Annotated in this window: 27 protein-coding genes; 16 read left to right on the top strand and 11 right to left on the bottom strand. The window is 69.5% G+C overall.

From position 1 onward, the window contains the following. Positions 1 to 118 precede the first annotated feature (118 nt). Genes WFI00_RS16135 through WFI00_RS16115 form a run of 5 tightly spaced genes read left to right on the top strand, consistent with a single transcriptional unit; the run spans position 119 to position 6,239 of the window. Complete coding sequence (locus WFI00_RS16135) at positions 119 to 271, top strand: hypothetical protein (protein ID WP_336642375.1); 153 nt, start codon at positions 119 to 121, stop codon at positions 269 to 271. Between the two features lie 34 nt (positions 272 to 305). After that, positions 306 to 2,456 carry an integrase gene (locus WFI00_RS16130; protein ID WP_336638503.1) on the top strand — a complete coding sequence of 717 codons (2,151 nt, stop codon included), beginning with the start codon at positions 306 to 308 and terminating at the stop codon, positions 2,454 to 2,456. Next, positions 2,453 to 3,631, top strand: a complete 1,179-nt coding sequence (locus WFI00_RS16125) for an AAA family ATPase (protein WP_101305227.1) — start codon at positions 2,453 to 2,455, stop codon at positions 3,629 to 3,631. The genes WFI00_RS16130 and WFI00_RS16125 overlap by 4 nt, the downstream gene beginning before the upstream one ends. Then, the gene (locus tag WFI00_RS16120) at positions 3,631 to 6,048 is read left to right on the top strand and encodes a TniQ family protein (protein ID WP_336642374.1); all 2,418 of its coding nucleotides are present in this window, start codon (positions 3,631 to 3,633) and stop codon (positions 6,046 to 6,048) included. The genes WFI00_RS16125 and WFI00_RS16120 overlap by 1 nt, the downstream gene beginning before the upstream one ends. Further along, a complete protein-coding gene (locus WFI00_RS16115; RefSeq protein WP_101305229.1) occupies positions 6,045 to 6,239 on the top strand; it encodes a hypothetical protein in 195 nt (64 codons plus the stop codon). Before WFI00_RS16120 ends, WFI00_RS16115 begins: the two co-directional genes overlap by 4 nt. 396 nt (positions 6,240 to 6,635) lie before the next feature. Here WFI00_RS16115 and WFI00_RS16110 read toward each other — a convergent pair whose 3' ends face one another. From WFI00_RS16110 to WFI00_RS16100, 4 genes are all read right to left on the bottom strand, one after another. After that, on the bottom strand, positions 6,636 to 7,421 hold the full coding sequence (locus WFI00_RS16110) for a hypothetical protein (RefSeq protein ID WP_101305230.1): 786 nt from the start codon (positions 7,419 to 7,421) through the stop codon (positions 6,636 to 6,638). Positions 7,422 to 7,498: 77 nt separating this feature from the next. Further along, positions 7,499 to 7,939, bottom strand: a complete 441-nt coding sequence (locus WFI00_RS16105) for a zinc ABC transporter ATPase (protein WP_336633376.1) — start codon at positions 7,937 to 7,939, stop codon at positions 7,499 to 7,501. A 105-nt stretch (positions 7,940 to 8,044) separates the two neighbouring features. Next, entirely contained in the window at positions 8,045 to 8,131 is an 87-nt protein-coding gene (locus WFI00_RS17790; protein WP_349885370.1) for a hypothetical protein, read from the bottom strand. Beyond that, complete coding sequence (locus WFI00_RS16100; protein ID WP_336633377.1) at positions 8,128 to 8,445, bottom strand: LuxR C-terminal-related transcriptional regulator; 318 nt, start codon at positions 8,443 to 8,445, stop codon at positions 8,128 to 8,130. Before WFI00_RS16100 ends, WFI00_RS17790 begins: the two co-directional genes overlap by 4 nt. Positions 8,446 to 8,471: 26 nt before the next feature. Between WFI00_RS16100 and WFI00_RS16095 the strand changes: the two genes are divergently transcribed. From WFI00_RS16095 to WFI00_RS16085, 3 genes are read left to right on the top strand one after another with little or no spacing between them, the layout of a single operon-like run. Next, positions 8,472 to 8,798, top strand: a complete 327-nt coding sequence (locus WFI00_RS16095; RefSeq protein WP_275587390.1) for a tyrosine-type recombinase/integrase — start codon at positions 8,472 to 8,474, stop codon at positions 8,796 to 8,798. Continuing rightward, positions 8,788 to 9,123 (top strand): helix-turn-helix domain-containing protein, encoded by a 336-nt coding sequence (locus WFI00_RS16090; RefSeq protein ID WP_060960789.1) that lies wholly within the window; start codon positions 8,788 to 8,790, stop codon positions 9,121 to 9,123. Before WFI00_RS16095 ends, WFI00_RS16090 begins: the two co-directional genes overlap by 11 nt. A gap of 6 nt (positions 9,124 to 9,129) precedes the next feature. Further along, the gene (locus WFI00_RS16085) at positions 9,130 to 11,085 is read left to right on the top strand and encodes a hypothetical protein (RefSeq protein ID WP_336638497.1); all 1,956 of its coding nucleotides are present in this window, start codon (positions 9,130 to 9,132) and stop codon (positions 11,083 to 11,085) included. A gap of 74 nt (positions 11,086 to 11,159) precedes the next feature. On the opposite strand, the gene WFI00_RS16080 is transcribed toward WFI00_RS16085, so the two are convergent. Beyond that, a complete protein-coding gene (locus WFI00_RS16080) occupies positions 11,160 to 11,549 on the bottom strand; it encodes a heavy metal-responsive transcriptional regulator (RefSeq protein ID WP_017828519.1) in 390 nt (129 codons plus the stop codon). A gap of 115 nt (positions 11,550 to 11,664) precedes the next feature. Between WFI00_RS16080 and merA the strand changes: the two genes are divergently transcribed. Continuing rightward, on the top strand, positions 11,665 to 13,089 hold the full coding sequence (gene merA, locus WFI00_RS16075; RefSeq protein WP_036286088.1) for a mercury(II) reductase: 1,425 nt from the start codon (positions 11,665 to 11,667) through the stop codon (positions 13,087 to 13,089). 189 nt (positions 13,090 to 13,278) lie between these two features. Then, positions 13,279 to 13,497: an organomercurial lyase gene (merB, locus tag WFI00_RS16070; protein WP_336633378.1), complete on the top strand. Its 219-nt coding sequence runs from the start codon at positions 13,279 to 13,281 to the stop codon at positions 13,495 to 13,497. A gap of 503 nt (positions 13,498 to 14,000) precedes the next feature. Here the strand turns inward: merB and WFI00_RS16065 are convergent. Genes WFI00_RS16065 through WFI00_RS16040 form a run of 6 tightly spaced genes read right to left on the bottom strand, consistent with a single transcriptional unit; the run spans position 14,001 to position 18,052 of the window. Continuing rightward, complete coding sequence (locus WFI00_RS16065) at positions 14,001 to 15,914, bottom strand: heavy metal translocating P-type ATPase (RefSeq protein WP_336633379.1); 1,914 nt, start codon at positions 15,912 to 15,914, stop codon at positions 14,001 to 14,003. Next, positions 15,911 to 16,270, bottom strand: a complete 360-nt coding sequence (gene cmtR / locus WFI00_RS16060; RefSeq protein WP_060960787.1) for a Cd(II)/Pb(II)-sensing metalloregulatory transcriptional regulator CmtR — start codon at positions 16,268 to 16,270, stop codon at positions 15,911 to 15,913. Before cmtR ends, WFI00_RS16065 begins: the two co-directional genes overlap by 4 nt. 26 nt (positions 16,271 to 16,296) lie before the next feature. Continuing rightward, positions 16,297 to 16,839 carry a type II glyceraldehyde-3-phosphate dehydrogenase gene (locus tag WFI00_RS16055; protein WP_081767967.1) on the bottom strand — a complete coding sequence of 181 codons (543 nt, stop codon included), beginning with the start codon at positions 16,837 to 16,839 and terminating at the stop codon, positions 16,297 to 16,299. A 39-nt stretch (positions 16,840 to 16,878) separates the two neighbouring features. Further along, the gene (locus WFI00_RS16050; RefSeq protein WP_336633380.1) at positions 16,879 to 17,040 is read right to left on the bottom strand and encodes a hypothetical protein; all 162 of its coding nucleotides are present in this window, start codon (positions 17,038 to 17,040) and stop codon (positions 16,879 to 16,881) included. After that, complete coding sequence (locus WFI00_RS16045; RefSeq protein WP_336633381.1) at positions 17,037 to 17,465, bottom strand: hypothetical protein; 429 nt, start codon at positions 17,463 to 17,465, stop codon at positions 17,037 to 17,039. Before WFI00_RS16045 ends, WFI00_RS16050 begins: the two co-directional genes overlap by 4 nt. After that, positions 17,465 to 18,052: an AAA family ATPase gene (locus WFI00_RS16040; protein ID WP_036286077.1), complete on the bottom strand. Its 588-nt coding sequence runs from the start codon at positions 18,050 to 18,052 to the stop codon at positions 17,465 to 17,467. The genes WFI00_RS16045 and WFI00_RS16040 overlap by 1 nt, the downstream gene beginning before the upstream one ends. Positions 18,053 to 18,112: 60 nt before the next feature. Between WFI00_RS16040 and WFI00_RS16035 the strand changes: the two genes are divergently transcribed. The 6 genes from WFI00_RS16035 to WFI00_RS16010 all read left to right on the top strand — a co-directional run bounded on the left by WFI00_RS16035 (position 18,113) and on the right by WFI00_RS16010 (position 22,922). Next, positions 18,113 to 18,397, top strand: a complete 285-nt coding sequence (locus WFI00_RS16035) for a metal-sensitive transcriptional regulator (protein WP_005049572.1) — start codon at positions 18,113 to 18,115, stop codon at positions 18,395 to 18,397. A gap of 46 nt (positions 18,398 to 18,443) precedes the next feature. Continuing rightward, positions 18,444 to 18,803, top strand: a complete 360-nt coding sequence (locus tag WFI00_RS16030; RefSeq protein ID WP_051498747.1) for a heavy-metal-associated domain-containing protein — start codon at positions 18,444 to 18,446, stop codon at positions 18,801 to 18,803. After that, positions 18,800 to 21,079, top strand: a complete 2,280-nt coding sequence (locus WFI00_RS16025; protein ID WP_336633382.1) for a heavy metal translocating P-type ATPase — start codon at positions 18,800 to 18,802, stop codon at positions 21,077 to 21,079. The genes WFI00_RS16030 and WFI00_RS16025 overlap by 4 nt, the downstream gene beginning before the upstream one ends. Before the next feature lie 25 nt (positions 21,080 to 21,104). Then, on the top strand, positions 21,105 to 21,383 hold the full coding sequence (locus tag WFI00_RS16020; protein WP_005049577.1) for a YHS domain-containing protein: 279 nt from the start codon (positions 21,105 to 21,107) through the stop codon (positions 21,381 to 21,383). Positions 21,384 to 21,413: 30 nt separating this feature from the next. Next, entirely contained in the window at positions 21,414 to 22,031 is a 618-nt protein-coding gene (locus WFI00_RS16015; protein ID WP_135948657.1) for a hypothetical protein, read from the top strand. Positions 22,032 to 22,109: 78 nt separating this feature from the next. Then, positions 22,110 to 22,922: an alpha/beta fold hydrolase gene (locus WFI00_RS16010; RefSeq protein WP_223849008.1), complete on the top strand. Its 813-nt coding sequence runs from the start codon at positions 22,110 to 22,112 to the stop codon at positions 22,920 to 22,922.

The raw sequence follows: 22,922 nt of genomic DNA, 5'->3' as shown, positions 1-22,922 counted from the left end.
TCCGGACTGGTAAACGTTGCTCTAGACAATCAACATTTTCCCAGACCAGAAGGACATTTCACTTCACGGCACGCCCACGAACCGCACCCGACATGGTGGATCGGGGCTGAGATCGCCCATGGCGTTCGGCGAGGCAGTGCGCGCGATCGTGCCCGTCACCGGCGGGCTTCTCGCAGCACGCGCGCTCGTCCTGCACCTGCTGTGGGCTCGCCGGCTGAGCACCGACCTGACTCGACTTCTGAGCGCCACGAGCATCGTGACGCGGGCCTGAGATACCACCACCTCAACACTTGAAGGAGATAGCGATGAGCAGCACGTGGACCCTGAAACCAGGCGTGGATATCGTCTACGACGGCGACGCCTGCACTGTTGCGGAGATCTGCGATGGCGCGGTCGTCGTCCGCACTCGAACTGGGCAGGTTCGGCGCCTGCGGATGATCGACCTCCTGCGCCCCCGCGCTGAGGGAGGTACGACACGCATCCCCGGAAACAGTCGCGATGAGGACGCGGCTCCACTGGGTGTCGTCTGGGCCGATGCCAGCGACGCGGCCCGCGCGGTGTCCGCCGAGCGCGCTGATCATGTGCGAGAGGTCCTCACCGGCTACCGGTCGGGGGCGGCCGAGATCGCACGTGAGGGCGAACCGAAGCTCGCCTACCATCCGGAGCGTCGCATCGAGGAGCGGATCGCGGCGAAGGCGCTCGAGCTCGGTAAGGGTCGCCGGACCGTCGCGAGGTGGGTGGCGCGGTATAAGGATGCCGGCGAGATCGGACTGATCGATCACCGCAAGGCGCAGCCGGGCAATCTGCTCGTCAACTTCGACGACCGCTGGGTCACGGCGGCACGTGAGGTCATCGATGAGCAGACGCCGGAGTCGAAGGTCGCGAAAAGCATCATCATCGCGAGAGTCAACGCCCGAGCCGACCGCACCCACGGGCCAGGTATCGTCGCCGCCCCTTCTCGAAGCGCCGCATACAAGATCCTCGACGAGCTCTCCCGTGGCCGCGCGACCTTCTCCGGGAGCACCAAGCGCAAGCGCTCCAACGCGAACCGGCCGCCCGCTCCGTACGGACGCCTGCACGCCACCGCGCCCGGCCAATACGTTCTCCTCGATACGACGCCGCTCAACGTCTTCGCCGTGGCCCCGGTGACGGGCAAGTGGGTCGCCGCAGACCTCACGGTCGCGATCGACCTCTACTCCCGCTGCATTCTCGGCATGCGGCTGACGCCCGGCTCAACGAAATCCATCGACGTATCCGGCGTGCTCATGGAAGCGTGCCAACCCTTCGACACTCCCGCGGAGTGGGGCACGAGCGCACGATGGCCCTTCCACGGTGTCGCCGGTTCCGTGCTCGTCGACCCGACGCGCATCCGCGTCCCGCGGTTCGTCCGTGCGGGGATCCTGCCCGACACGATCATCGTCGACCACGGCGCACCGTACCTCTCGGAGCACGTGACCAGCGCGTGCGCACGCCTGGGCATATCCATCCAGCCGGCCCGCGTCTACCAGCCCACCGACAAGAGCCCTGTCGAGAGGTTCTTCCGCACCCTCGACACGTTCCTCCAGGAACTCCCTGGCTACAAGGGCGCGGACGTCGGCGGCCGCGGCGACGACGTCGAAGCCGACGCGGTCTACACGGTCCCGCAGCTGGAGCAGATCATCCGCGAATGGGTCGCGACGGTCTACCACCTCCGACCCCACGACTCCCTCGAGGATCCCCGCCTCCCCGGCGTCAAGCTCAGCCCCGCCGAGAGATACGACCAGGGGCTCGCCGTTGCCGGGCAACTGCGGATGCCGATCGACCGGAGCGTTCTCCTCGAGCTGCTGCCGGTGGTGAAACGGCAGTTCAATCACTACGGCGTCGAGATCCACAAGCTGCGCTACACCGGAGACTCGGTCGCGAAGTACCGCAACCGCGCCCGGTCGATCCACCGAGACAAGGGCACGGAGTGGCCGTTCGTGGTCAACCCCGACGACTTGACGCAGATCTACTTCCACGACCCCGAGGACGGCACCTGGCACACCCTCGAGTGGGAGCACAAGGGAGCCTTCGACACACCGTTCAGCCTCGACGCGCTGGAGTACGCGAAGAAGATCGCGATCCGCCAGGGTCGCCCCTCTCAGGTCGACGACGTCGCCGCGCAGCTGCTCGAGGACTGGGGCGCGGGACGCGCGCTCACCCCATCGGAGAGGCGGATGAGTTCCCGCATGGCCGCGCAGCTCAACGAGAAGGATCCCGCGGCTGACGGGGTGTGGTCGCTGCGCACCGTGCAGCGGATGCTCGAGGCCGAACTGAACCCCACCACAGATCTCGGACGGGAGCTCACCGGCGAGGTCCGCGACCCACGCAAGCGCGTCGACATTCCCGAAACGGGCGATGACGACGACGAGGACGACATCGACGAGCCCACGATCCGATCCGACTACCACTTCGAGCCGATGGAGATGATCCAATGACCGCCACAGTCCCGGGCGAGCACGACGCGCCTCGCCGGCAGCGGAGCCTGTCGACCTACGAGGGATGGAAGGACTTCGCCGAACGTCCCCCGCGCGATAAGCCCGCGTTGCTAACGACCGAGCAGCTCGGATCGCTCGGCCCGGACGAGTTCGCGCGGTACAACGCGGACCGGCGGGCGTGGCACGCGAACATCCTGCTGCGCACCCGGCAGGTGCACGGGGTGCACCTGCAACTGGGCGACATCCTGGACAGCAACCTGCAGGACTCCGACCGGGTCAAATCCGCCGCCGCCCTCGACGCCCCACCGGCCCTCGGGAAGTCGACGGTGGTCAACACGTTCGGGCGCGACTTCCACCGTCAGCGGATCGCGGAAGTGGGCGAGTACCTCGACGAGGATCGCGACATCCTCCACCTCCCGGTCTGCCACATCACCGTCCCAGGGCGCCTCACGATCAAGGGCCTGCACATGATGATCCTCGGGTTCTACGCCCACCCCGCGACCGCGGGCATCCTGCACCGTTCGATGGCCGGCCGAGATCTGGCGCGGGCGGCCGCGGACTGCATCGAACGGCACGACACCCGCCTCGTGATCATCGACGATCTGCACTTCATCCAGATGCGCACCCGCGACGGTGTCGAGGTCGCGAACCAGCTGAAGTGGCTGTCCAACGAGTACAGCGCCACCTTCCTGTTCGCCGGCGTCGCGCTCCGCGAACGCGGCCTCGTCGGCGAGGGAGCGACCGGGAAGGAAGCGGCGATGGCGCAGACGTTCCGCCGCTGGACCGTGCTCAGCCTCGACCCGTACAGCCTGCGCACCAAGCAGACCCGCCAGGAGTGGGACAGCCTGCTCTGGCACATCGAACAGGCCCTCGTGCTCGCGGACGCGCACGAAGGGATGCTCGTCGACATGTCGCGGTACCTGTTTGCCCGCACCACCGGCAACATCGGCTCGCTCATGGACCTCATCCGCCGCGGCGCGTCCCGCGCCATCCGCACCGGCGCCGAGCGGATCGACCGGAAGCTCCTCGACGACATCCGCATCGACGAGGGAGCAGAAACGGAGCGCACCGAGCTGCAGGCCAAGCACGACCAAGAGGATCGGGCACGCCGTGAGCGGCGCCGACGCCGACTGAAGAGCGACGGCGCCGAAGAGACCGGCGAGGAGGCCGCCTGATGAGCGAGACGGCCGGTGCCGTGCGCGTCCTTCCGTTCCGGGTCCGCCCCTTGCCGGATGAGCCGTTCGACTCCTGGCTGGAGGCCTCGGCGGCCGCGAACCGCGCGACTGTCGCGGAGATGGCGTGCGCGCTCGGCCTGGTGGAGCAGGAGGGCGGCAGGGCGGTGTCAGCGACATCGTGGATGGCCGCGCAGTGGGCGACCGAGCTCACCGATGAGCAGGCGTCCCGGCTGGAGCGGTCGACGGGGATCCCGGCGGCGCAGTTCCAGGAGATGACGCGGATGCGGTTCGCGCGCCACGCGATCCGCTACACCCGGCAGGGACGGATCAGCTTCCGCTGCCCCGTCGGCGGGATGGCGGGACGGTACTGCCCCGAATGCCTGGCGGACTCCGGAGGCAGGTGGCGGATGTCGTGGCAGTTCCCATTCACCTTCGCGTGCGTCAGACACCGCCGCATCCTCGCCGACAACTGCCCGGTGTGCCACAAGCCACCGCGTCACACCGGGCACCCGCTCGCCGGGATCCCACATCCCGGGCACTGCCACAATCCCGTCGCCGGTGCCGGGACGGGCCCGATCGCGAGCCGCTGCCGCGGCGACCTCACCGCGCATCCCGAACGCATCGCCGCACCCGACCCGGCGCTCCACGCACAGCGCCGAATGATGCAGATCCTCTCCACCGGCGAGGGCCGGTTCGGGATCTATGCGGACGCCCCGCAACCCGCGATCACCGTCCTCGAAGACATCCGTCTCCTCACCCGCGCCGCAGGAGTTACGCTCTGCGATGGCGGCGACCTCGACATGCCAGAGCTGGAAACGGACCTCCTCGCGGCGGTGCCCCAAGACAAGCATGAGTGGACGTGGGCGGGACCGCCCACAGCGGCCGGCGGCGCGGTCGGTACGACGATCGCGATCGCCGCACTCGAAGACCCCGACCGTGCGGTTCGGCTGCTGGCTGGGCGCCTCGCGGTGAGCACGTCGTACACCGGTCAGACGCCGCAGCTGCAGCGACTGATCGCCGCGTCCCTCGGACGCACCCGACGACCGACGCTGTTCCTACAAGCTGCGCCAGCCTCGGACGTAAACCCGGAAGAGCGGGCACGGAAGGTGCCCGCACAACTCTGGGATGAATGGACGAACGCGCTCACCCCACGCCGCATCAACGGCGACGTCGCCGCCTCCGCGCTGGCCGCGGCCGTCGTGTTCACCGGCACACGGCTGACCCACTCCGCTGCCCTCGCCCTCCTGGACTCGACGGCGCCCATTCGTCAGGTCACTCATGTGATGCGCGAGTTCGGGAGGCCGGGCGCGGAGACGCCCGCCCTCGCGGCGATCCTCAACCTCGCCGCCTACCTCGACAGCCACGAGACACCGATCGACTACGCACGCCGCCGCAGACTCGACTGCACTGAACTCCTTCCCGAAGAGGAATGGCAGCAGCTGTGCGCCCGACTGAATGTCCAACCCGGCTCCGGCGCCCGACACCGCCATGCGCGCGCCCACCTCTACCGGGCCATCACCGGCAACTCGATGCGACGCGCACCGGAAGCATGGGACGCGGCCGGGATATCTCCGCGGACGGTCACGACGTTCACGAAGACGCTGCCGGACACCGTGCGCCGCGAGCTGAACGATATCGGCCGCGCCTTCCTGCTCCGCCGAGGGATCGACGAGCCACTCAGCTGGGCGCCCCCGCTGTCGACGCACATCGAACCCGCCGTCCGCAGCGACCCCGTCGGTGAGTGGGCGACGGCCAGACCCGTCCGTGGCGCACTCGACACACCATCTCGCAGCCGCGAACTCATCGCCCAATACGGTGAGGGCGCGACCACCTATGAGCTCGCACGGCGGACGGGAGTATCGCGGCAGACGGTGTCGCGTGTGCTCGCCGACGGCAACAGCACCCTCCGCCGCGGACGGCCCACCACGTTCGTCATCGACGAGGCTTGGCTGCGCGAGCGGTACGAGAAGGAAGGGATGACGCTGCGACAGATCGCGGCGCTCGTCGGCTGCAGCGCTCCCACGATCGCGCACCGCATCCAAGCGGCAGGCATCACGATGCGACCCGGCCCACACGACCGCACCCCTCACCCACTGGCCGGCCGGTCACGGCTCCTCCAGCGCGCCCTCGTCGGCCGCCACCCCATCGAACGCGCGCGCCGATTCCTCATCGCCACACAGCACGACAACGTGCGCGCCGCCGCGGCGACCATCCGCACGACCCAAAGCTCACTGAGCGCCCAGCTCGCAAGCCTCGGCGCCGACGTCGGCGGGGGCCTGTTCGTTGCCGCGGCACGCAACAGGCCGATGCGCCTCACCCCACTCGGCGAACGGCTCGCTCGCGAGCTCCATCGCGCCCTCGCCGCCGACCCCGATACCCAGACCACATCACCTACCGAAGAGAAGAAGGCATCATGACCGAGAAGAAGCGGACCTCCAGTCGTCTGCAACGGGCAGCACGGGAGCGCATGAAGGTGACAGGGGAGAAGTACACCGCGGCGCTGATGGCCGTGACGGAGGACGCCGGGTCACAGACTGAGCTCAGCTCCCCGCCGACCACGCCCGCTGGTTCACTGCGCGCGTCCGTCGACCCCGAGGCGCGGCGGTGAGCCCCGGCTCTACCGAGGATGGCGAGCCGGTCCTCCAGCCCGACACGATGCAGTGGAACAACTCCGGGTGGACCGAAAAGCCGTGGTCGGCACCTCACCTGGCGCCGCTGTTCACCGAGCTCACGTCAGCGAAGAGCGCGCCGAGCTGGGCGCGTCGCGCAGTGAAGATCATCCACCGGTACACCCGCGAGCACGGCGAACCGCCGACGTTCCGCGAGCTGTTCACCGAGCTCGCCGCACAAGACCCCGACTACGCCGACCACGAGGAGGCGTGGTCGTCACGCGCAGTCCGGAGCCTCGTGATGGTGCATTGGCGAAGGCAGGGATGGGTGCGCTACCGGACCGAGACGCGCACTCTCCGATCCGGCCCCACCGCGAACGGCGACCTGTTCCCGGCTACCCGTCCGCCTCGTCGGGAGGGAGCGCGGCGAGAAGCTCCTCGAGAACGATGACGAGCTCGTTGTATCCCTGTGTGTAGAACAGCGCGTCCGAGCCCGGGGTTTCGCCGCCGACGATATCGGCGAGCACGGTGCGCGCTTCCCGAGTTGCGGCCTGCAGTCGTGTCTCGATGTCCGGCAGGCTGCGGATCCATTCGTCGATGACGGTGAAGCGGATGGGCGTGAAGTCGTGGGCGTCGACGCCGACGTGGAACTCGTGCCCGTGGGGGCCGTGATCGCGGGCATGCGTGTGACCGTGCAGCAGCGGAACGCCCTCGTCGCCGCGTGGGCGGTGCGTCGTATGCCGGTCGGTGCCGTGCGAGTCGCCGCTGTAGGGATAGTGGGATGCCAGGATCCGGTACCCGCGGCGGGTGCCCTCGATGACCTCGGGGAGTATGCTCCACCCGGCCGCCTCGTACAGCGGGGCGAATCGTTCGATCGCGCGCCTTGACTGTGTTGCCGGCGAAACTCGGTCGTGGTTGCCGGGCACGAGAAATCGTCGCCCGTTCAGGTGCTCGGTCAGCCCGACAGATTCCTCGATCGGTCCGAGCGCGAGGTCACCGAGATGAAGGACGATGTCGTCCGGTCCCACGACCTCGTTCCACCGTCGCACCAGCTCCGCGTTCATCTCTTCCACGGTCGCGAACGGGCGGTCGGCGAGTTCGCTGATCCGTGCGTGGCTGAAGTGCTGGTCCGAGGTGACGAAGTCCACCTGGTCGAAGTCAAACCACGGATACTGGCTCACACCGGCCTCCTTCGATGAGCGTGGCCCTCGAGAAATCTAGGGATATCTATCGTTTCGCTAGACGGGTGTAGATGTTCCTAGAGATCATCGAGGTCGACCCCGAAGCGCGCCGCCAGATCCTCGAGCGGTTCACCGCTCATGCCATCCCGCTCACGCACCACCCGCTCGACCTCGCGGTCGTCGATTGCTTCGACCAGCTCCTCGAGTACTCGGTCGATGTCGCCGCCGTTCGCGGCGGCGACTCGCGCCACTTCCCTTGCCGCGTCAGCGAGCGTGTAGAGACGCTCCCAGGGGTGGTCTCCGTGACGGGCGATCGCGACGGTCTCACGAGTGTAGGAGCGGTCGTCCCCGGCGACGAGCCAGCGTTCCTCGCCCTCAGCGGTGATGAAGAAATCGACCACACACTCACCGCACGGCATCTTGTAGACGCCCGGTTCGGTGGGCGCCGCCTCGGTCGCACGCGTGATCATCTCGCGGATGACGCCTTCCCAATCGACCGCCGGTTCATCGTCGCCCATGGTGACCTCCCGAAGTAGAACAGAGAAGTGTCTCACTTCGGCACCGCGGCGTCTAGGGCTCAGCCCCGTCGCGTTCGCGCATCAGTTCGCTTGACCACCGATGGTCTACCCGAGCTGGTGGGCAAGAATCACAGCCTGCACGCGGTCGCGGACGCCGAGCTTGGCGAAGATTCGGTTGATATGCGTCTTCACCGTTGCGGGTGATGCAGTGCCTGGCTGATCTCGCCGTTGGAGAGGCCGAGCGCGATCGCGTTGAAAACGTCGCGTTCTCGGGGGGACAGAACCGAGAGGCCCTGTCCGCCCGGGACGGGCTGGTCGCGGCCGGTGTAGGCGTCGATGAGCTGCCGTGTGATGCGGGGCGTCACGATGGCATCGCCTCGAGCGACGACGCGTACGGCGTCCACGAGTTCTTGGTGTGTCGCAGTTTTGACGAGGAACGCACTCGCCCCCGCGCGGAGTGCCCCGAAGGCGTACTCGTCCAAGTCGAACGTCGTGAGTACGATCACGCGGCTCCGCAGCCCGCCGTCGACAATTGCGCGGGTGGCGTGGATACCGTCTTGACGCGCTGTGGGTGACGGAACGCCGCACCCGACTGTCGGCCGGCTATCTCGACCGGCGGTTCGCGGAGCTGCGGGACGAGGCCGGCTTGTCAAAGGCCCTGACTCTGCACAGCCTCCGGCATTCGTACGTGACGCACCTGCTCGAGTTCGGCTACGCCGACCGATTCGTCCAGGAGCAGGTCGGGCACATGCATGCTTCGACGACCTCGATCTACGCCTCCGTCAGCTCGGACTTCAAGAACCGGGTACTCGCGGACGCATTGAAGGCCCTCATCGAAGGAGAAGCAGATGACCGTTGAGCTCGAGACCGCATGGAGCCTCCGCAGCGTGATGGCCTCGCGCGGGATCTTCCAGACCTCCAAGCTGAAGCCGTTGCTCGAGGAGCGGGGCGTCGACCTGTCCCGGGAACAGGTGTACCGACTGGTGACGCAAGCACCGCAGCGGGTTCGCATCGACGTGCTCGCCGCGCTGTGCGACGCGTTGGAGTGCTCGCTCGACGACCTCGTGCAGGTCACCCGCCGGGAGGCTGCGGCCCCGGTCGCGGTGGGTGAAGAGGCGACGCGGGGTGCGATCGGCGATCTGCGGCCCGTGCGGGCCACGATCCGTCGCCCGCGCTCGAAGTAGGCCGCGGTGGCGAAGCCTCCGCAGGAGCCCAGGGTTGCTGAGGTCGCCGGGCTCGTCCACGCGATCGCGCCGGAGATCCCGGTGGAGCGCCTTGTTGAGATCGTGGCTGAAGTCGCACCCGTGCCGCTCACCCAACGGCGTCTCGAACTCGCACTCCTCAAACAACCTGGAGTCCTCGAAGGGCGACACCGGAACGTACCGGTGACGGTGCAGGATCTGGCCCACGCTCTCGTGAACGAGGGTGCCGGGCGGGTCGTCTTGCCTACATGCGATTCCTGTGGACGTGCCGTTCGGATGCCTCACAAGACGCAGACCGGCGGTCGCCACTGCTCGCGCTGTGAACGGAATGCCCGATCGGTCGCGTGTGCCAGATGCGGACGAGTTCAGCCCGTGCAGCGCACCGTCGATGGGCAACGGTTCTGCCGGGACTGCTGGCGAGCCGATCCGCGGTCGTTCGGCGACTGCTCGCGATGCGGGCAGAACGCCACGATTATCGTCCGTCGCCCCGCGCTCGTCTGTCTCGCGTGCTACACCGCGCCGGTCAAGATGTGCGAGCTCTGCGGGGAGCCGGGCCGCGTAGCGACGCACCTGGACGGCCGACGGGTCTGCGCCCGCTTCTACTACGCGATGCGACGCCCCCAGCCGTGCCCGGAGTGCGGGCGGAAGGTGTTCCTCACTGGCTTCATGAATGGGCACAAGGTCTGCGCCGAGTGCGCAGGAGCTCCCGTGACGATGGCATGCCCGGGATGCGGGACGATCGAAGAGGTGCGCAAGCACCGGCTATGCGTAGAGTGCCGGCGACCTATCGCCATCCAGCAACTGCTTGCTGACGACAGCGGAGAGATCCGCCCCGAGCTGCACCCGCTCGCGGAGTATCTGGTGACGCACCACGGCAGTGCGATCTCCCTCGAGCGGTGGCTGTACAAGAGCCGCTGTGCGGTCGTCCTCCGTGAGCTCGCCGATGGCACGCTGCCCCTCACCGCGGACGCGATCATGACCAGAGCGCACGCCGCCCAGTCCGTGGCATTCCTGCTCTCGCTCCTCATCCGCTCAGGCGTGCTGCCCGATTTCGACATCCAAGCGGCGAGGTTCGAGCACTGGTTCCAACGGTGGCTTCCGACCGTCCCCCATCCCGAGGACCGGCTCCTCCTACGGCGGTACTGCACCTGGGAGCTGCTGCCGTCGGGCAGATCACTCAGGGGCAGACCAGCTACGGCCGTCCGATCCGGCTCCACCTATCAGAAGGTGCGTGCGGCGCTGAAGCGGTGCGCGGCCCTCCTGCAGCAGATCCGCGCGAGCGGCGAAACGCTGACGACATACCCGCAGCGATCTCTCGACGGCTTCCTCACCGGTTCGCCCTCACAACGGGATGCCCTCGCGCCGTTCACCCGGTGGCTGCGACGGCACCGCCTGAGCCGCCTCCGGGTCGAGTTCCGCAGCCATCGCCTCGAAGGGCGCGACTACGCCGCCGACCATCGGTGGACGATGGCACGCGCGTTCATCACGCGAGACGACATGGATCCCGTGACGCGAGTCAGCGGATTGCTCGTCCTGTTCTACGGGCTCCACCTGACCCGCATCGCAGCGATCACCCGCGCACAAGTCGATACGACCGCGCGCCCCATGACGCTGACGGTCGGAACTGAACCGATCGAGCTGCCCGAAGTCCTCGCCGAAGCAATGGTCCAGCTGCTCGACGGCAACCGCTCCGACACTTGGCTCGTCCCGGGCAGGAACCCGGGCCGACCGATCACCCCCGGGCCGCTCAGCCGTCGACTCCGTCAAGAAGGACTCCTCGCCGGCAGCGCTCGTGTCACCGCGCTGATGGACCTCACCCGACAACTGCATCCTCGAATCGTGTCCGACCTGCTCGGCATCACGGCGTCATCAGCTGCCGCCTGGGCACGCCTCTCCGGGGGCGAATGGTCCGACTATCCCGCGCTGCGCTCAACCTCGACCTGAGCACCAATGGCCTCCCGCTACGCTTGCGCCTCCAGTGGGACTGCCTGAATTATCGGACAGACCCCCGGGCTTGGCTACAGATAGCGGCAGACCTGATCCGAGCTGCACGTGTCGGGCTCGACGTGCTCGGCCTGGTCGCGGAGCCCGGCGAGGGTGTCGCGCAGGTCGTGGAGCTGCCTGAGCTGCTGGTCGATATCGGTGAGGCGTGCGTCGAGGAGGTCGCGGACGTGGCTGCAGGGCGCTTGGCCGTGGTCGCGGATGTGGAGGATCTGCTGGATCTGGGCGAGGGTGAGTCCAGCGGCTTGGCCGCGGTGGATGAAGTCGATTCGGGCGATGGTCTCGGCGGTGTAGTTGCGGTAGCCGCTGGGCGTGCGCCCGGCCGGCGGCAGGAGCCCCTGGTCCTCGTAGAACCGCAACGTCTTCGCCGTGGTGCCGGCCGCGTCGGCGAGCTCTCCGATCCGCATTCCCCGCCCCCCCTTTTCGCTGGTCGCAAATTTCGTGCTTGACCTTCCCCTGTGGTGGAAGGTTCATGATGAGTGTATCAGCGGGATGTTCCAAGATGTCCAGGGAGGAATAAGGATGCCATCGAGGTTTGATCTGGCCGTGATTGGGTCGGGTGGCGCGGCATTCGCCGCGGCGATCCGCGCCACCACACTGGGAAAGTCGGTGGTGATGATCGAGCGCGGCACGTTGGGCGGCACGTGCGTGAACACGGGGTGCGTTCCGTCCAAGGCGCTGCTCGCGGCCGCCGAGGCCCGCCACGTGGCCGCGGATGCGGGCTCCCGGTTCCCGGGGATCGCCGCCACCGCTGGCCCGGTAGACATGCACGGGCTGGTGGGTGGCAAGCAGGACCTGGTCGAGGCGATGCGGAGTGAGAAGTACATCGACGTGGCAGAAGCCTACGGCTGGCCGGTCCGCCAGGGCGAGGCGGCGTTCGCCGGCACGCCGGATGCGTCGGTCCTCGAGGTCACCGCCGCGGACGGCACCGTCGAAACCATCGAGGCCGCCCACTACCTCATCGCCACAGGCTCCCGCCCGTGGGCTCCTGCCATCGAGGGGCTGGACGGCGTCGACTTTCTCACCTCGACGTCGGCGATGGAGCTGTCCGAGGTGCCTGACTCGCTGCTGGTGCTCGGCGGGGGCTATGTGGCGCTGGAGATGGCACAGTTGTTCGCCCGGCTCGGCTCGAAGGTGACTCTGCTGGTGAGGTCCCGGCTGGCGTCGAAGGAGGAGCCGGAAGTCTCCAAGGCGTTGCAGGAAATCTTCGCCGACGAGGGCATCCGAGTGGTCCGCCGCGCCATCCCCACCCGCGTCACCCGCGACCCGGGCACCGGCCAGATCGTCGCCGCGGCCGAGGTCTCGGGCGGCGTGCAGGAGTTCCGTGCCGACGAGATCCTCGTCGCGCTCGGCCGCGCCCCGGTCACCGACGGGCTCAACCTCGAGACCGTGCAAGTGAAGACCGGCGCGGCCGGAGAGGTCGTGGTCACCGACCAGTTGCAGTCCTCCAACCCTCGCGTCTGGGCGGCTGGGGATGTCACCGGGCACCCCGAGTTCGTCTACGTCGCAGCCCGGCACGGCACGTTGGTCGCCGAGAACGCCTTCACTGACGCCAGCACGTCGGTCGACTACACGCGGATGCCGCGGGTCACATTCACGAGCCCTGCCGTCGGCGCGGTCGGGATGACCGAGAAGGAGGTCATCGCGGCCGGGATCCGCTGCGACTGCCGTGTCCTGCCACTGGAGTACGTGCCCCGCGCGCTGGTGAACCGGGACACCCGCGGGTTCATCAAGATGGTCGCCAACGCGGACACCGGCGAGATCCTCGGCCTGACCGCGGTCGCCAAGGACGCCGGCGAACTCGCCGCCGCAGGTGTCCACATCCTCGGCAAGACCATCACCGAGGTCGCCGACGCGTGGGCCCCGTACCTGACCACGGCCGAAGGCATCCGGATCGTAGCCAAGGCCTTCACCACCGATGTGTCGATGCTGTCCTGCTGCGCCTGACCGCGCGCCAGACAGCGGATCCACCCCATCAGAAACTGGAGCCTCGCCCGCTCCTCGATCGGCCCGCCCGGGTCGAATCGATCTCCCCGGCCAGCGGCGACACGATCCGCGTCACCGTCGACTCGACCGCCGGTGTCACTAGCGTGGAACCGGCGACCGCGGTGGGTGTCCTTGGTCAGCCCCGAGGCCATGCACTCGATTCGCTCCTCGTTCTGCAACCAGGTCCACTACTTCGCTTCCCGCGAGGACGCCGCCGGATGGCTCACGGAACACCCGATGGCCCAAATCCTCACGGTCGCCGATGCCTTCGAGGTTGGCAGCACCCTGATCACCGAGATGCTCGAGCGCCCCCGGACCGGTGCCGACGAACTGTCTGGAAGCTGCTGCGGTCCCGAGACCTGCTGCTGAGACGGCACCACGAGAGGACAGAACACCAATGCCTCCCAACCAGGACGACCAGCGAGGCGGCCGTGGCCTGCTCCTTGGGGCCGTCGCCGCACTGCTCGTGGTCGGCTGCTGCGCCCTCCTTCCACTTCTCGTCGTCGGAGGCACGATCACAGGGATCGGCACCCTCCTCCGCAACCCGTGGGTGATCACGGGCGGTGCCGCACTCCTGATGCTCGCGGTGGTTGCAAGCATCGTGATGACAGCGCGTGCCAGGCGACACCGCCGCGAAAACGACCCCGACTGCTGCCCGCCCCTTCGCCCGACCATAACGAAGACAGACCCGAGGCGAAGGGAAACCGGAACCAAATGATCATGGCCATTAGACCCCGGCATACGGCCCGCCCGATAGGCCCCTAGCCAGCAGGCAAGTCGCCGATCAACGCGCGCGAACTCTGATGTGAAATCTAAAGGTCATCCGCATGGTCCCGGATCAAGCCGTCACGCGGCGGCGACGTCCTGCGCGGTCACGTGCTTGCCTTCCGCGTCGACGCGGCGCGCAGGCCGTTGAGGATCACGATCACCTCGGCGATCTCGTGCACCAGCACCACCGCCGCAAGCCCCAGGACGCCAAAGAGGGCGAGCGGGAGCAGGGCGGTGATGATCAGCAGCGACAGGATGATGTTCTGGTTGATGATGTGCCGCCCCCGACGGGCATGGGCGAACGCGCGCGGGAGAAGCCGCAGATCGTGACCGGTGAAGGCCACGTCGGCCGACTCGATCGCGGCGTCGGAGCCCGTCGCGCCCATCGCGATCCCGATGTCCGCGGCGGCCAGCGCAGGGGCGTCGTTGATGCCGTCGCCGATCATCGCGACCGGCCCCTTCGCACCGAGCTCTGCGATCGCGGCGGCCTTGTCTTCGGGGCGCAGCTCGGCGCGGACGTCATCGATCCCTGCATGCGCAGCGAGGGCGCGGGCGGTGCGGGCGTTGTCGCCGGTGAGCATGGTCACCCCGATGCCCTGGGTCGCGAGGGTGCGGACCACTTCAGGGACCTCGGGGCGCAGCTCGTCGCGGACGCCGATCGCGGCGACCGGGACGCCGCCGCGGTGGACGATCACGACTGTCATGCCCTGCTCCTCCAGCCCCGCGACCCGGTCGCCGAGGGTCCCGGCGTCGAGCCAGCGCGGGCTGCCGACGGTGATCCGCGCGCCGGCGAGCTCGCCCTCGATGCCGTGCCCGGCCTGCTCGGTCACGCCCTCCGCCGCAGGGGCATCCGGCGCTGCGGCGGTGATCGCGGCGGCGAGGGGGTGGGTGCTGTGCTGCTCCAGAGCGGCCGCCCGCGCCAGCGCCTCCGCCTCGCTCACACCGTCCACGGTGAGGACGGCGGTGACGGCGGGCTCGTTGCGGGTGAGGGTGCCGGTCTTGTCGACGGCGACGTGGCGGATCACGCCGAACCGCTCGAACGCGGCACCGGACTTGATGATCACGCCGAACTTGCTCGCCGAGCCGATCGCCGCGACCACGGTCAGCGGCACGGAGATCGCCAGTGCGCAGGGCGATGCCGCGACCAGCACGACCAGGGCGCGGGTGATCCACAGCTCCGGGTCGCCGAGCAGCGAGCCGATGATCGCGACCAGGGCGGCGAGGATCAGCACGCCCGGGACGAGAGGGCGGGCGATGCGGTCGGCGAGGCGGGCGCGGTCGCCCTTCTCCGCCTGAGCCTTCTCCACGAGGTCGACGATCGTGGTCAGTGAGTTGTCGGTGCCTGCCGCGGTCGTTTCGACCTCCAGTGCCCCGGCGGTGTTGATTGCGCCGGCGGAGACGGCATCGCCGGGTTCGACCTCGACCGGGATCGACTCCCCGGTGATCGCGGACGTGTCCAGGCTGGAACGTCCCGTGCGGACGACGCCGTCGGTCGCGATCCGCTCACCCGGCCGCACCAACATCAGCTGCCCGACAGCCAGATCCTTCGCGGCGACCTCGACCGAGACGCCGTCGCGGCGGATGGTGGCGGTCTCCGGGACGAGCTTGAGCAGTGCCCGCAGCCCGCCGCGGGCACGGTCCATCGCCTTGTCCTCCAGCGCCTCGGCGATCGAGTACAGGAATGCCAGCGCTGCGGCCTCCTCGACGTAGCCGAGGATCACCGCGCCGACCGCGCTGATGGTCATCAGCAGCCCGATGCCGAGCTTGCCCTTGAAGAGGTTCCGGATCGCGCCCGGCGTGAACGTCGACGCGCCCAGCAGCAGGCCGATCCAGAACAGCACCAGCGCAGGGATCTCCATCCCGGACCACTCCAGCGCCAGACCGGTGAGGAACGCCACACCGGAGAAGACCGGGACCATGATCCCGCGGTCCCGCCACCAGGGGCGCTCCGCCTCCTCGGCCTCCTCGCCGACTGCGGTCTCAGGCTCGTCGTGCTCGCAGCCGCACGCCGCGCTCACGCGCCCGCTCCCGTCCCGCAGCATCCCGGCACCGTGCACGAAGCGTCCATGCAGGGCGCGTGCTCGTCCACCGCGAGCGTCACGTCCACCAGCGCGGTCAGCGCCGCCGCGAGGTGCGGGTCCGCGATCTCGTAGCGCGTCTGCCGCCCTTCCGGCTCGGCGACCACGATGCCGCAGTCGCGCAGGCAGGTCAGGTGGTTCGAGACGTTCGAGCGGGTCAGCTCCAGCTCACGCGAGAGCACCGCCGGGTAGCTGGGGCCGTCGAGCAGGGTCATCAGTATCCGGGAGCGCGTCGGGTCCGCCATGGCCCGGCCGAGCCGGTTCATGACGTCGAGACGTGGAGCAATGGTCAGCATGCACTGATCATACAGTGTTGACTGAACTAATCCCAGGATGAATAGTGCACCCTGCGACATTCGGCCCTACCAGTAACCCCGCGGGCGCGCAGCAGCAGCCCGGCGTTTTCGAGCGCGCCGAGGACGCGGACGATGCTGGTGGTGTTGCAGGACACCACCCGGGTCAGGTCCCGGCCGAGCGCGGTGGCGTAGTTGGCCTGGGCGACGAAGGAGTGCCCGGTGGTCGAGTGCGCTTCCCCGCCCTGCACGATCACCTTTACTCCCGCCGCCTGGTAGCGGGGCAGGTTTCCGGCGGCGACGTGCTTGGGGGTCGTATCGACGATCACGTCGCTCTGCGCGAGGAGATCGTCGAGGGTTCCCTCGGGGCGGATGCCGGTGTCCACCATGCCGCTGTGCGCGTCGGGGGTGGCGGCGAATACGGGCAGCCGCGGGACGGCGGATTGTATTCGCCAGTCGGTGACGATGTCCGCGACGCCCACCAGGTGCATGTCGGGTTGGGCGTGGACGGCGTCGGCGACCCTCTTGCCGATCACTCCGTACCCGTTGACGCCGACTCTGATCCTGTCCATCTTCGTCTCCTTTCGTGGTGTTCTTGAGCCGTGCGCGGGTCAGGGGCGGGGTCGGCGGCGCCGCAGCGTCCACAGCAGATAGCTGCCGAGGGCGCCGATCGTGCCGGTCCCGGCGCCGATCAGGACGCCTTCCCGGGAGCGCCATTTCGTGTTCCCGCCGACGAGGGTGCCGATCCCGCTGATCAGCGCGGCGGCGATCATTCCCGCGACGACACGGTTGCCGACGCGTTCGGCGCGCCCGACGAGAGGTTCCAGCTCCGTCGCGCGCAGGTGCACCTCGAACCCGCGGCGCCGAGCTCTTCACGGAGCACGTCCCGAATGCCCTCCCACGGTGCCGCGGCGACGTCGTCCTGCAGTTTGGCGAACTCGGCGACCCATGCCGCGGGGAGCAGATCGTGCCGGGTGGAGAGGATCTGGCCCAGTTTCACGAACGTCGGCCCGAGCTCCTCCAACGCGACCCGCACATGCTCGGGGTTCGTGTAGGGGTCCTCCTGCCGGGCGTGTCCGAGGGCGCCGCGGTGGAACGGCACCAAGCCGCCCAGGCCCAGCACGCCGGCCAGGACGCCGAGTCCGTGCCGGCGCAGCACGGCCCCGATCTGCCGGTACCGGCTACTCCCCGCGCCCATCAGCTCACGCCCCTCTCGGCTGGAGTGCCGGCCGATGCTCGTTCGAGGATGAAGTCGACGCGCGCGTCGGGGGCGAGTGCGGGGACGGTGACGACGGGAAAGCCCAGCTCCTGGTACACCAGCCCGAGCAGGTCGTGGATGCGCCGCTGCGCGGCGGGGTCCTCGGTGCGCGCGTAGTCGGACGCCAGCGGGAGCAGGTCAAGCAGGAACACCGTCGCGTACCGGGCGCCGGCCAGCGCGCCCAGCAGGGCGGTGCCGGGGGCGAGGCCGAGGAAGCGGTAGTAGGCGAGCGAGTCCGGCAGAGCACGGTCCAGGAACACGGTCTGTTGCGGGTCGAGGGAGCGTTCCTGCTCGATCTGCATGTCGACGACGGCGCGCTGGAACTCGCTCTGCCGTGCCCGCACCTCCGCGGTGCTGCGCCCGGTGATCCGTTGCAGGTCGATGTAGTGGCGGGCGTGCTCGATTGTGGTCGTGTACCCGCGGCCCCGCAGCAGGTTGACCGTGGTGGTCTTGCCCGAGCTGGGACCGCCCGTCACGACGTGCCAACGGGTGGTCTGTGCGGGCCGCGGCTCCTGGATGCCGGTCATGACCTCACCCTACACCCTGTACCCCTACAGGGTATGGTAGATTGTGGGTGGAGGTGCGAGATGGCACACGGGTATGTGGACAACAAGCCGGCGCTGCTGGCGCGGCTGAGCCGCGCGGAGGGTCAGGTGCGCGGGATCGCGCGGATGATCGACGAGGACGTGTACTGCATCGACGTGCTGACCCAGGTGTCGGCGGCGACGAAGGCGCTGGAGTCCGTCGCGCTGTCGCTGCTGGAAGACCACCTCGCGCATTGCGTCGCGCAGGCGACCGCCGAAGGCGGCCCGCTCGCGGAGGAGAAGCTCCGCGAGGCGAACGCCGCGATCGCGCGCCTCGTGCGCTCCTAACGTCGTCCCCACTCACATCGTTCAACGCTCTTGAAGGGAGCACATCATGACCGGACAGGGATTCCAGGACCTCGGCCTGCAGGCGACCAGCACCGGCGGTGGCTGCGCCTGTTGCAGCCCCACCTCCCACGCCACGGCAGCCACCGACACCGGCGCGCCGGCGCAGCAGACGGCGGCGGGTGAGACCGTGTCGGCGCAGTTCCTGGTGGAGGGGATGACCTGCGCGCACTGCGTGCGTAGCGTCACCGAGGAGGTCTCCGCGATCGACGGTGTCTCCGACGTCGCGGTCGATCTGCACGCCGGTGGCGTGTCCACGGTGACGGTGTCCAGCGCGACGCCGGTGGATGCGGAGCGGGTGCGGGCGGCGGTGGAGGAGGCCGGGTACAGCCTCGCCGCAGCCTCATGAGCACGCTGGACGTCGATCTCGACATCACCGGGATGACCTGCGCGTCGTGCGCGACGCGGGTCGAGCGGAAGCTGAACAAGCTGCCCGGGGTGGAGGCGACGGTCAACTTCGCCACCGAGAAGGCCCGCGTGCACTCGGAGGCCCCGGTGCCGGTGGAGGAGCTGATCGCGGCGGTCGAGCAGGCGGGGTACGGAGCGAGCCTCCCAGCCCCGCCTGTGCCCGACACGGCTGAGCAGACCATCCCGCGGGACGATGAGCTGGCGTCGCTGCGGCAGCGGCTGATCGTCTCGGCGGTGCTGGCGGTGCCGGTCGCGGTGCTGTCGATGATCCCCGCCCTGCAGTTCACCTACTGGCAGTGGCTCACGCTCACCCTGGCCGCGCCGGTGGTGGTGTGGGGGGCGTGGCCGTTCCACCGCGCCGCGGCGATCAATGCCCGGCACGGGGCGGCGACGATGGACACTCTGATCAGCGTCGGGGTGCTGGCCGCGTTCGGCTGGTCGCTGTACGCGCTGTTCTTCGGCGGTGCGGGGATGCCGGGAATGCGGATGAGCGTCACCTTCGTCGGCACCCCGCAGGCCGGTGGCCACGAGGTGTACCTGGAGGTCGCCGCGCTGGTGACCGTGTTCATCCTCCTCGGCCGCTACCTCGAGGTTCGTGCCAAGCGGCAGTCCGGCGAGGCCCTGCGCGCCCTGCTGGAGCTCGGCGCCAAGGACGCAGTGATCCTCCGCGAAGGCACTGAGCAGCGCGTCCCCGTCGCACAGCTCGTTCCGGGTGATGTCGTGGTGGTGCGGCCGGGTGAGAAGATCCCCGCCCACGGCCTCGTCACCGAGGGAATGTCCGCGGTGGACGAGTCGATGCTGACCGGCGAGTCCGTGCCGGTCGAAGTCGCCCCCGGCTCCCGCGTGGTCGGCGCGACTGTGAACACCGGCGGGCGCCTGCTCGTGCAGATCACCCGCGTCGGCGCCGACACCGAGCTGGCCCGGATGGCGCGGCTGGTCGAGGAGGCGCAGACCGGCAAGGCCCAGGTGCAGCGCCTCGCCGACCGGGTGTCGGCCGTCTTCGTCCCCATCGTCATCGTCCTCGCCCTGGCCGCGTTCGCCGGGTGGCTGATCGCGGGGGCGCCCTTGGAGGTCGCCTTCACCGCCGCGGTGACCACCCTGATCATCGCCTGCCCGTGCGCGCTGGGGCTGGCGACGCCGACCGCTCTGCTGGTCGGCACCGGCCGCGGCGCCCAGCTGGGCATCCTCATCCGCGGACCCCAGGTGCTCGAGCAGACCCGCCGCATCGACACCGTCGTGCTCGACAAGACCGGCACCATCACCGCCGGCACCATGACCGTCACCGGCATCCACCCCGCTCCCGGCACCGATGAGGCGGAGCTGATCCGGTTCGCCGCGGCGCTCGAGCACGGCTCCGAGCACCCCATCGGCCGCGCCATCACCGCCGCAGCCGACGGCCCGACGGATGCCGTGGAGTCATTCGCCGCCGAGGCCGGTCAAGGCGTGCAGGGCATCGTCGACGGCCGCCTGGTCGCCGCCGGCCGCGCCTCCTGGATCACCACCCAATGGGCGCTCCCCATCCCCGCCGAGCTCGCCGCGACCATCGCGGCGGACGAGGCGGCGGGGGCGACGGTGACGGTGGTGGCGTGGGACGGGCAGGTGCGCGGGGCGATCAGCGTCGCCGACACCATCAAACCCACCAGCCGTGAGGCGGTCGCACGGCTCCGGGAGCTCGGGTTGACCCCGATCCTGCTCACCGGCGACAACCCCGGCGCCGCCCGCGCGATCGCCAACCAGGCCGGGATCGAGGACGTCCGCGCCGGGGTCACCCCGCAGGGCAAGCTCGACACCATCCGCGACCTGCAGGCCGCGGGCCGGGTGGTCGCGATGGTCGGCGACGGCGTCAACGACGCCGCAGCCCTCGCCGCCGCCGACCTCGGGATCGCGATGGGCACCGGCACCGACGCGGCCATCACCGCCGCGGACCTGACCATCGTCTCCGGCGACCTGATGCTGGTCCCGGACGCGATCCGGCTGGCCCGCCGCACCCTGGGCACGATCAAGGGGAACCTGTTCTGGGCGTTCGCGTACAACGTCGCCGCGATCCCGGTCGCGATGCTCGCCCTGCTCAACCCCATCCTCGCCGCCGCGGCAATGGCGTTCAGCAGCGTGTTCGTCGTCACCAACAGCCTCCGCCTGCGCCGCTTCCGCCCCCTGCCCACCCCGACCCGTGCCGGCGCCCCCGCCACCCGAGAGCCCGCGCCCGTCCAGGCCTAACCATCGCTCGAGAAGGAGACACACCATGTCCCACGACCACGACCACTCCGGGCACGACCACACGCACGGGCACGACCATGGAGGACACGAGCATGGTGCGCACGAGCATCACCATCACGAGCCGCCGGCGGGGGCGACGAACCTGGTGACCTGTCCGGTGATGCCCGGCAACCAGGTCGACCCGGCCTGGGCCGAGCAGCGCGGCCTGTTCCGCGACTACCAGGGCAGCCGGTACTGGTTCTGCTGCGCCGAGTGCGGGCCGCTGTTCGACGCCGACCCGGCCCGCTACGCGCACGCCGCCTGACCGGCCAGATAACCCGGTCGGAGATAGAGGGTGGACACGGCGGTCGGGCTGGTGCAGGCGTACCTGCGGGTCAACGGCTACTTCACCGTCGCCGAATACCCCGTGCTGGACGCCACCGGTCCCGGCGGTCCCCGCACCATCACCGACCTGGACATCCTCGCCGTACGGCTGCACCGCGCACCGGGAGCGTCCGGGACCGTCGACGCACCGCTGGACCCGGCCCTGGGTGCCGGGGGCGGAGCGGACATGATCGTCGGCGAGGTCAAGGAAGGCCGCCCGCACCCCAACCCGGCGATGCGGGACCCGGCCGTGCTGGAAGCCGCGTTCACCCGGTTCGGGTGCTGCGCCCCGACCGATGCCGCCCGGCTGGTCGCCGAACTGCTGGAAACGGGACGGACGGTGGCGCCGGAAGGGCGCACGATCCGCACGGTCGTGTTCGGCAACCCCACCTCCCCGCCCGGGGCGGGGGCGCCGTGGCACACCGTCCCGTTCGCCCGGGTGCTGCGCTACCTCGAAGACCACCTGAGCGCGCACTGGGGCATCCTCGGCCGCACCCAGATCAAGGACGACACCCTCGCCCTGCTGGCCCTGCGGGAGAAGGCCCACCGCGCCGCGACCGGCGCCTCCCGCCAGGGCACGGACCGGTAGGGCGGGTCATGGCGGGGGAGCGTGTGCACACGCAGGGGGAGCCGGTGTGGGTGCGCACCCGTGGCGGGCGCGCCCCTTATGCGATGGTGCTGCCGGGCCCCGCCGGGGCCCCGGGTGCCGACGGTGGTGTTCGAGGCGGGATCGGCGGCGACCCGCTCCACCTGGGCGTCGGTGCAGACCCGGGTCGCCGCGTTCACGCGGGCCGTGGTGTATGACCGGGCGGGGCTGGGTCGGTCCGTCCCGGATAGTGCAGGGCGCACCCTGGACCGGATGGCCGACGACCTGAACGATCTGCTGGACGGCCTCGAGCCGAGCAGCGGGTTCGTGCAGGTGGGGCATTCCGCGGGCGGCCCGATGGTGCGGCTGGCCGCGTCCCGCCGCCCGGACCGGGTGGCCGGGCTGGTGCTGGTGGATCCGACCGATGAGGCAGCGGACCTCCTGTTCGGTATGCGGTTCCGGGTCGGGGAGAAGATCGTGATCGCCGTGGAGTGGGTGCTGGCCCGGGTGGGGATGCTGGAGCGGTTCTTCCGGTTCCTCGGGGAGGGGATGCCCGAGGATGTGCGGGCCGATCTTCACCGGGAGGCGTTCCGGCCCGCGGTGGTGGTCACCCAGGGTCGGCAAGCGCGCACCTTCCTCACCGAGCTGCACGCCTGGCAGGGCGACCCGCCGGCGCTGCCCGATGTCCCGGTCACCGTCATCTCCGGCAGTCTCGCGGACGGGATGCCGCGACGGGTCCGGGATGCCGCGACCGCCGCCGGGCGGTATCGGGCCGCACAGTCCCGGCAGGGCCGGCACGTGGTCGCTGCCCGCTCCGGCCACTACATCCCCGCCACAGAACCAGATCTGATCGCTGCGGAGATCCGCCGCCTCGTCCTCCCACCCGCAGGATAA

Origin of the sequence: Microbacterium sp. MMO-56, assembly GCF_037146215.1 — a bacterium.
Lineage (GTDB): Bacteria > Actinomycetota > Actinomycetes > Actinomycetales > Microbacteriaceae > Microbacterium.
This window is presented reverse-complemented; position numbering and strand designations above follow the sequence as displayed.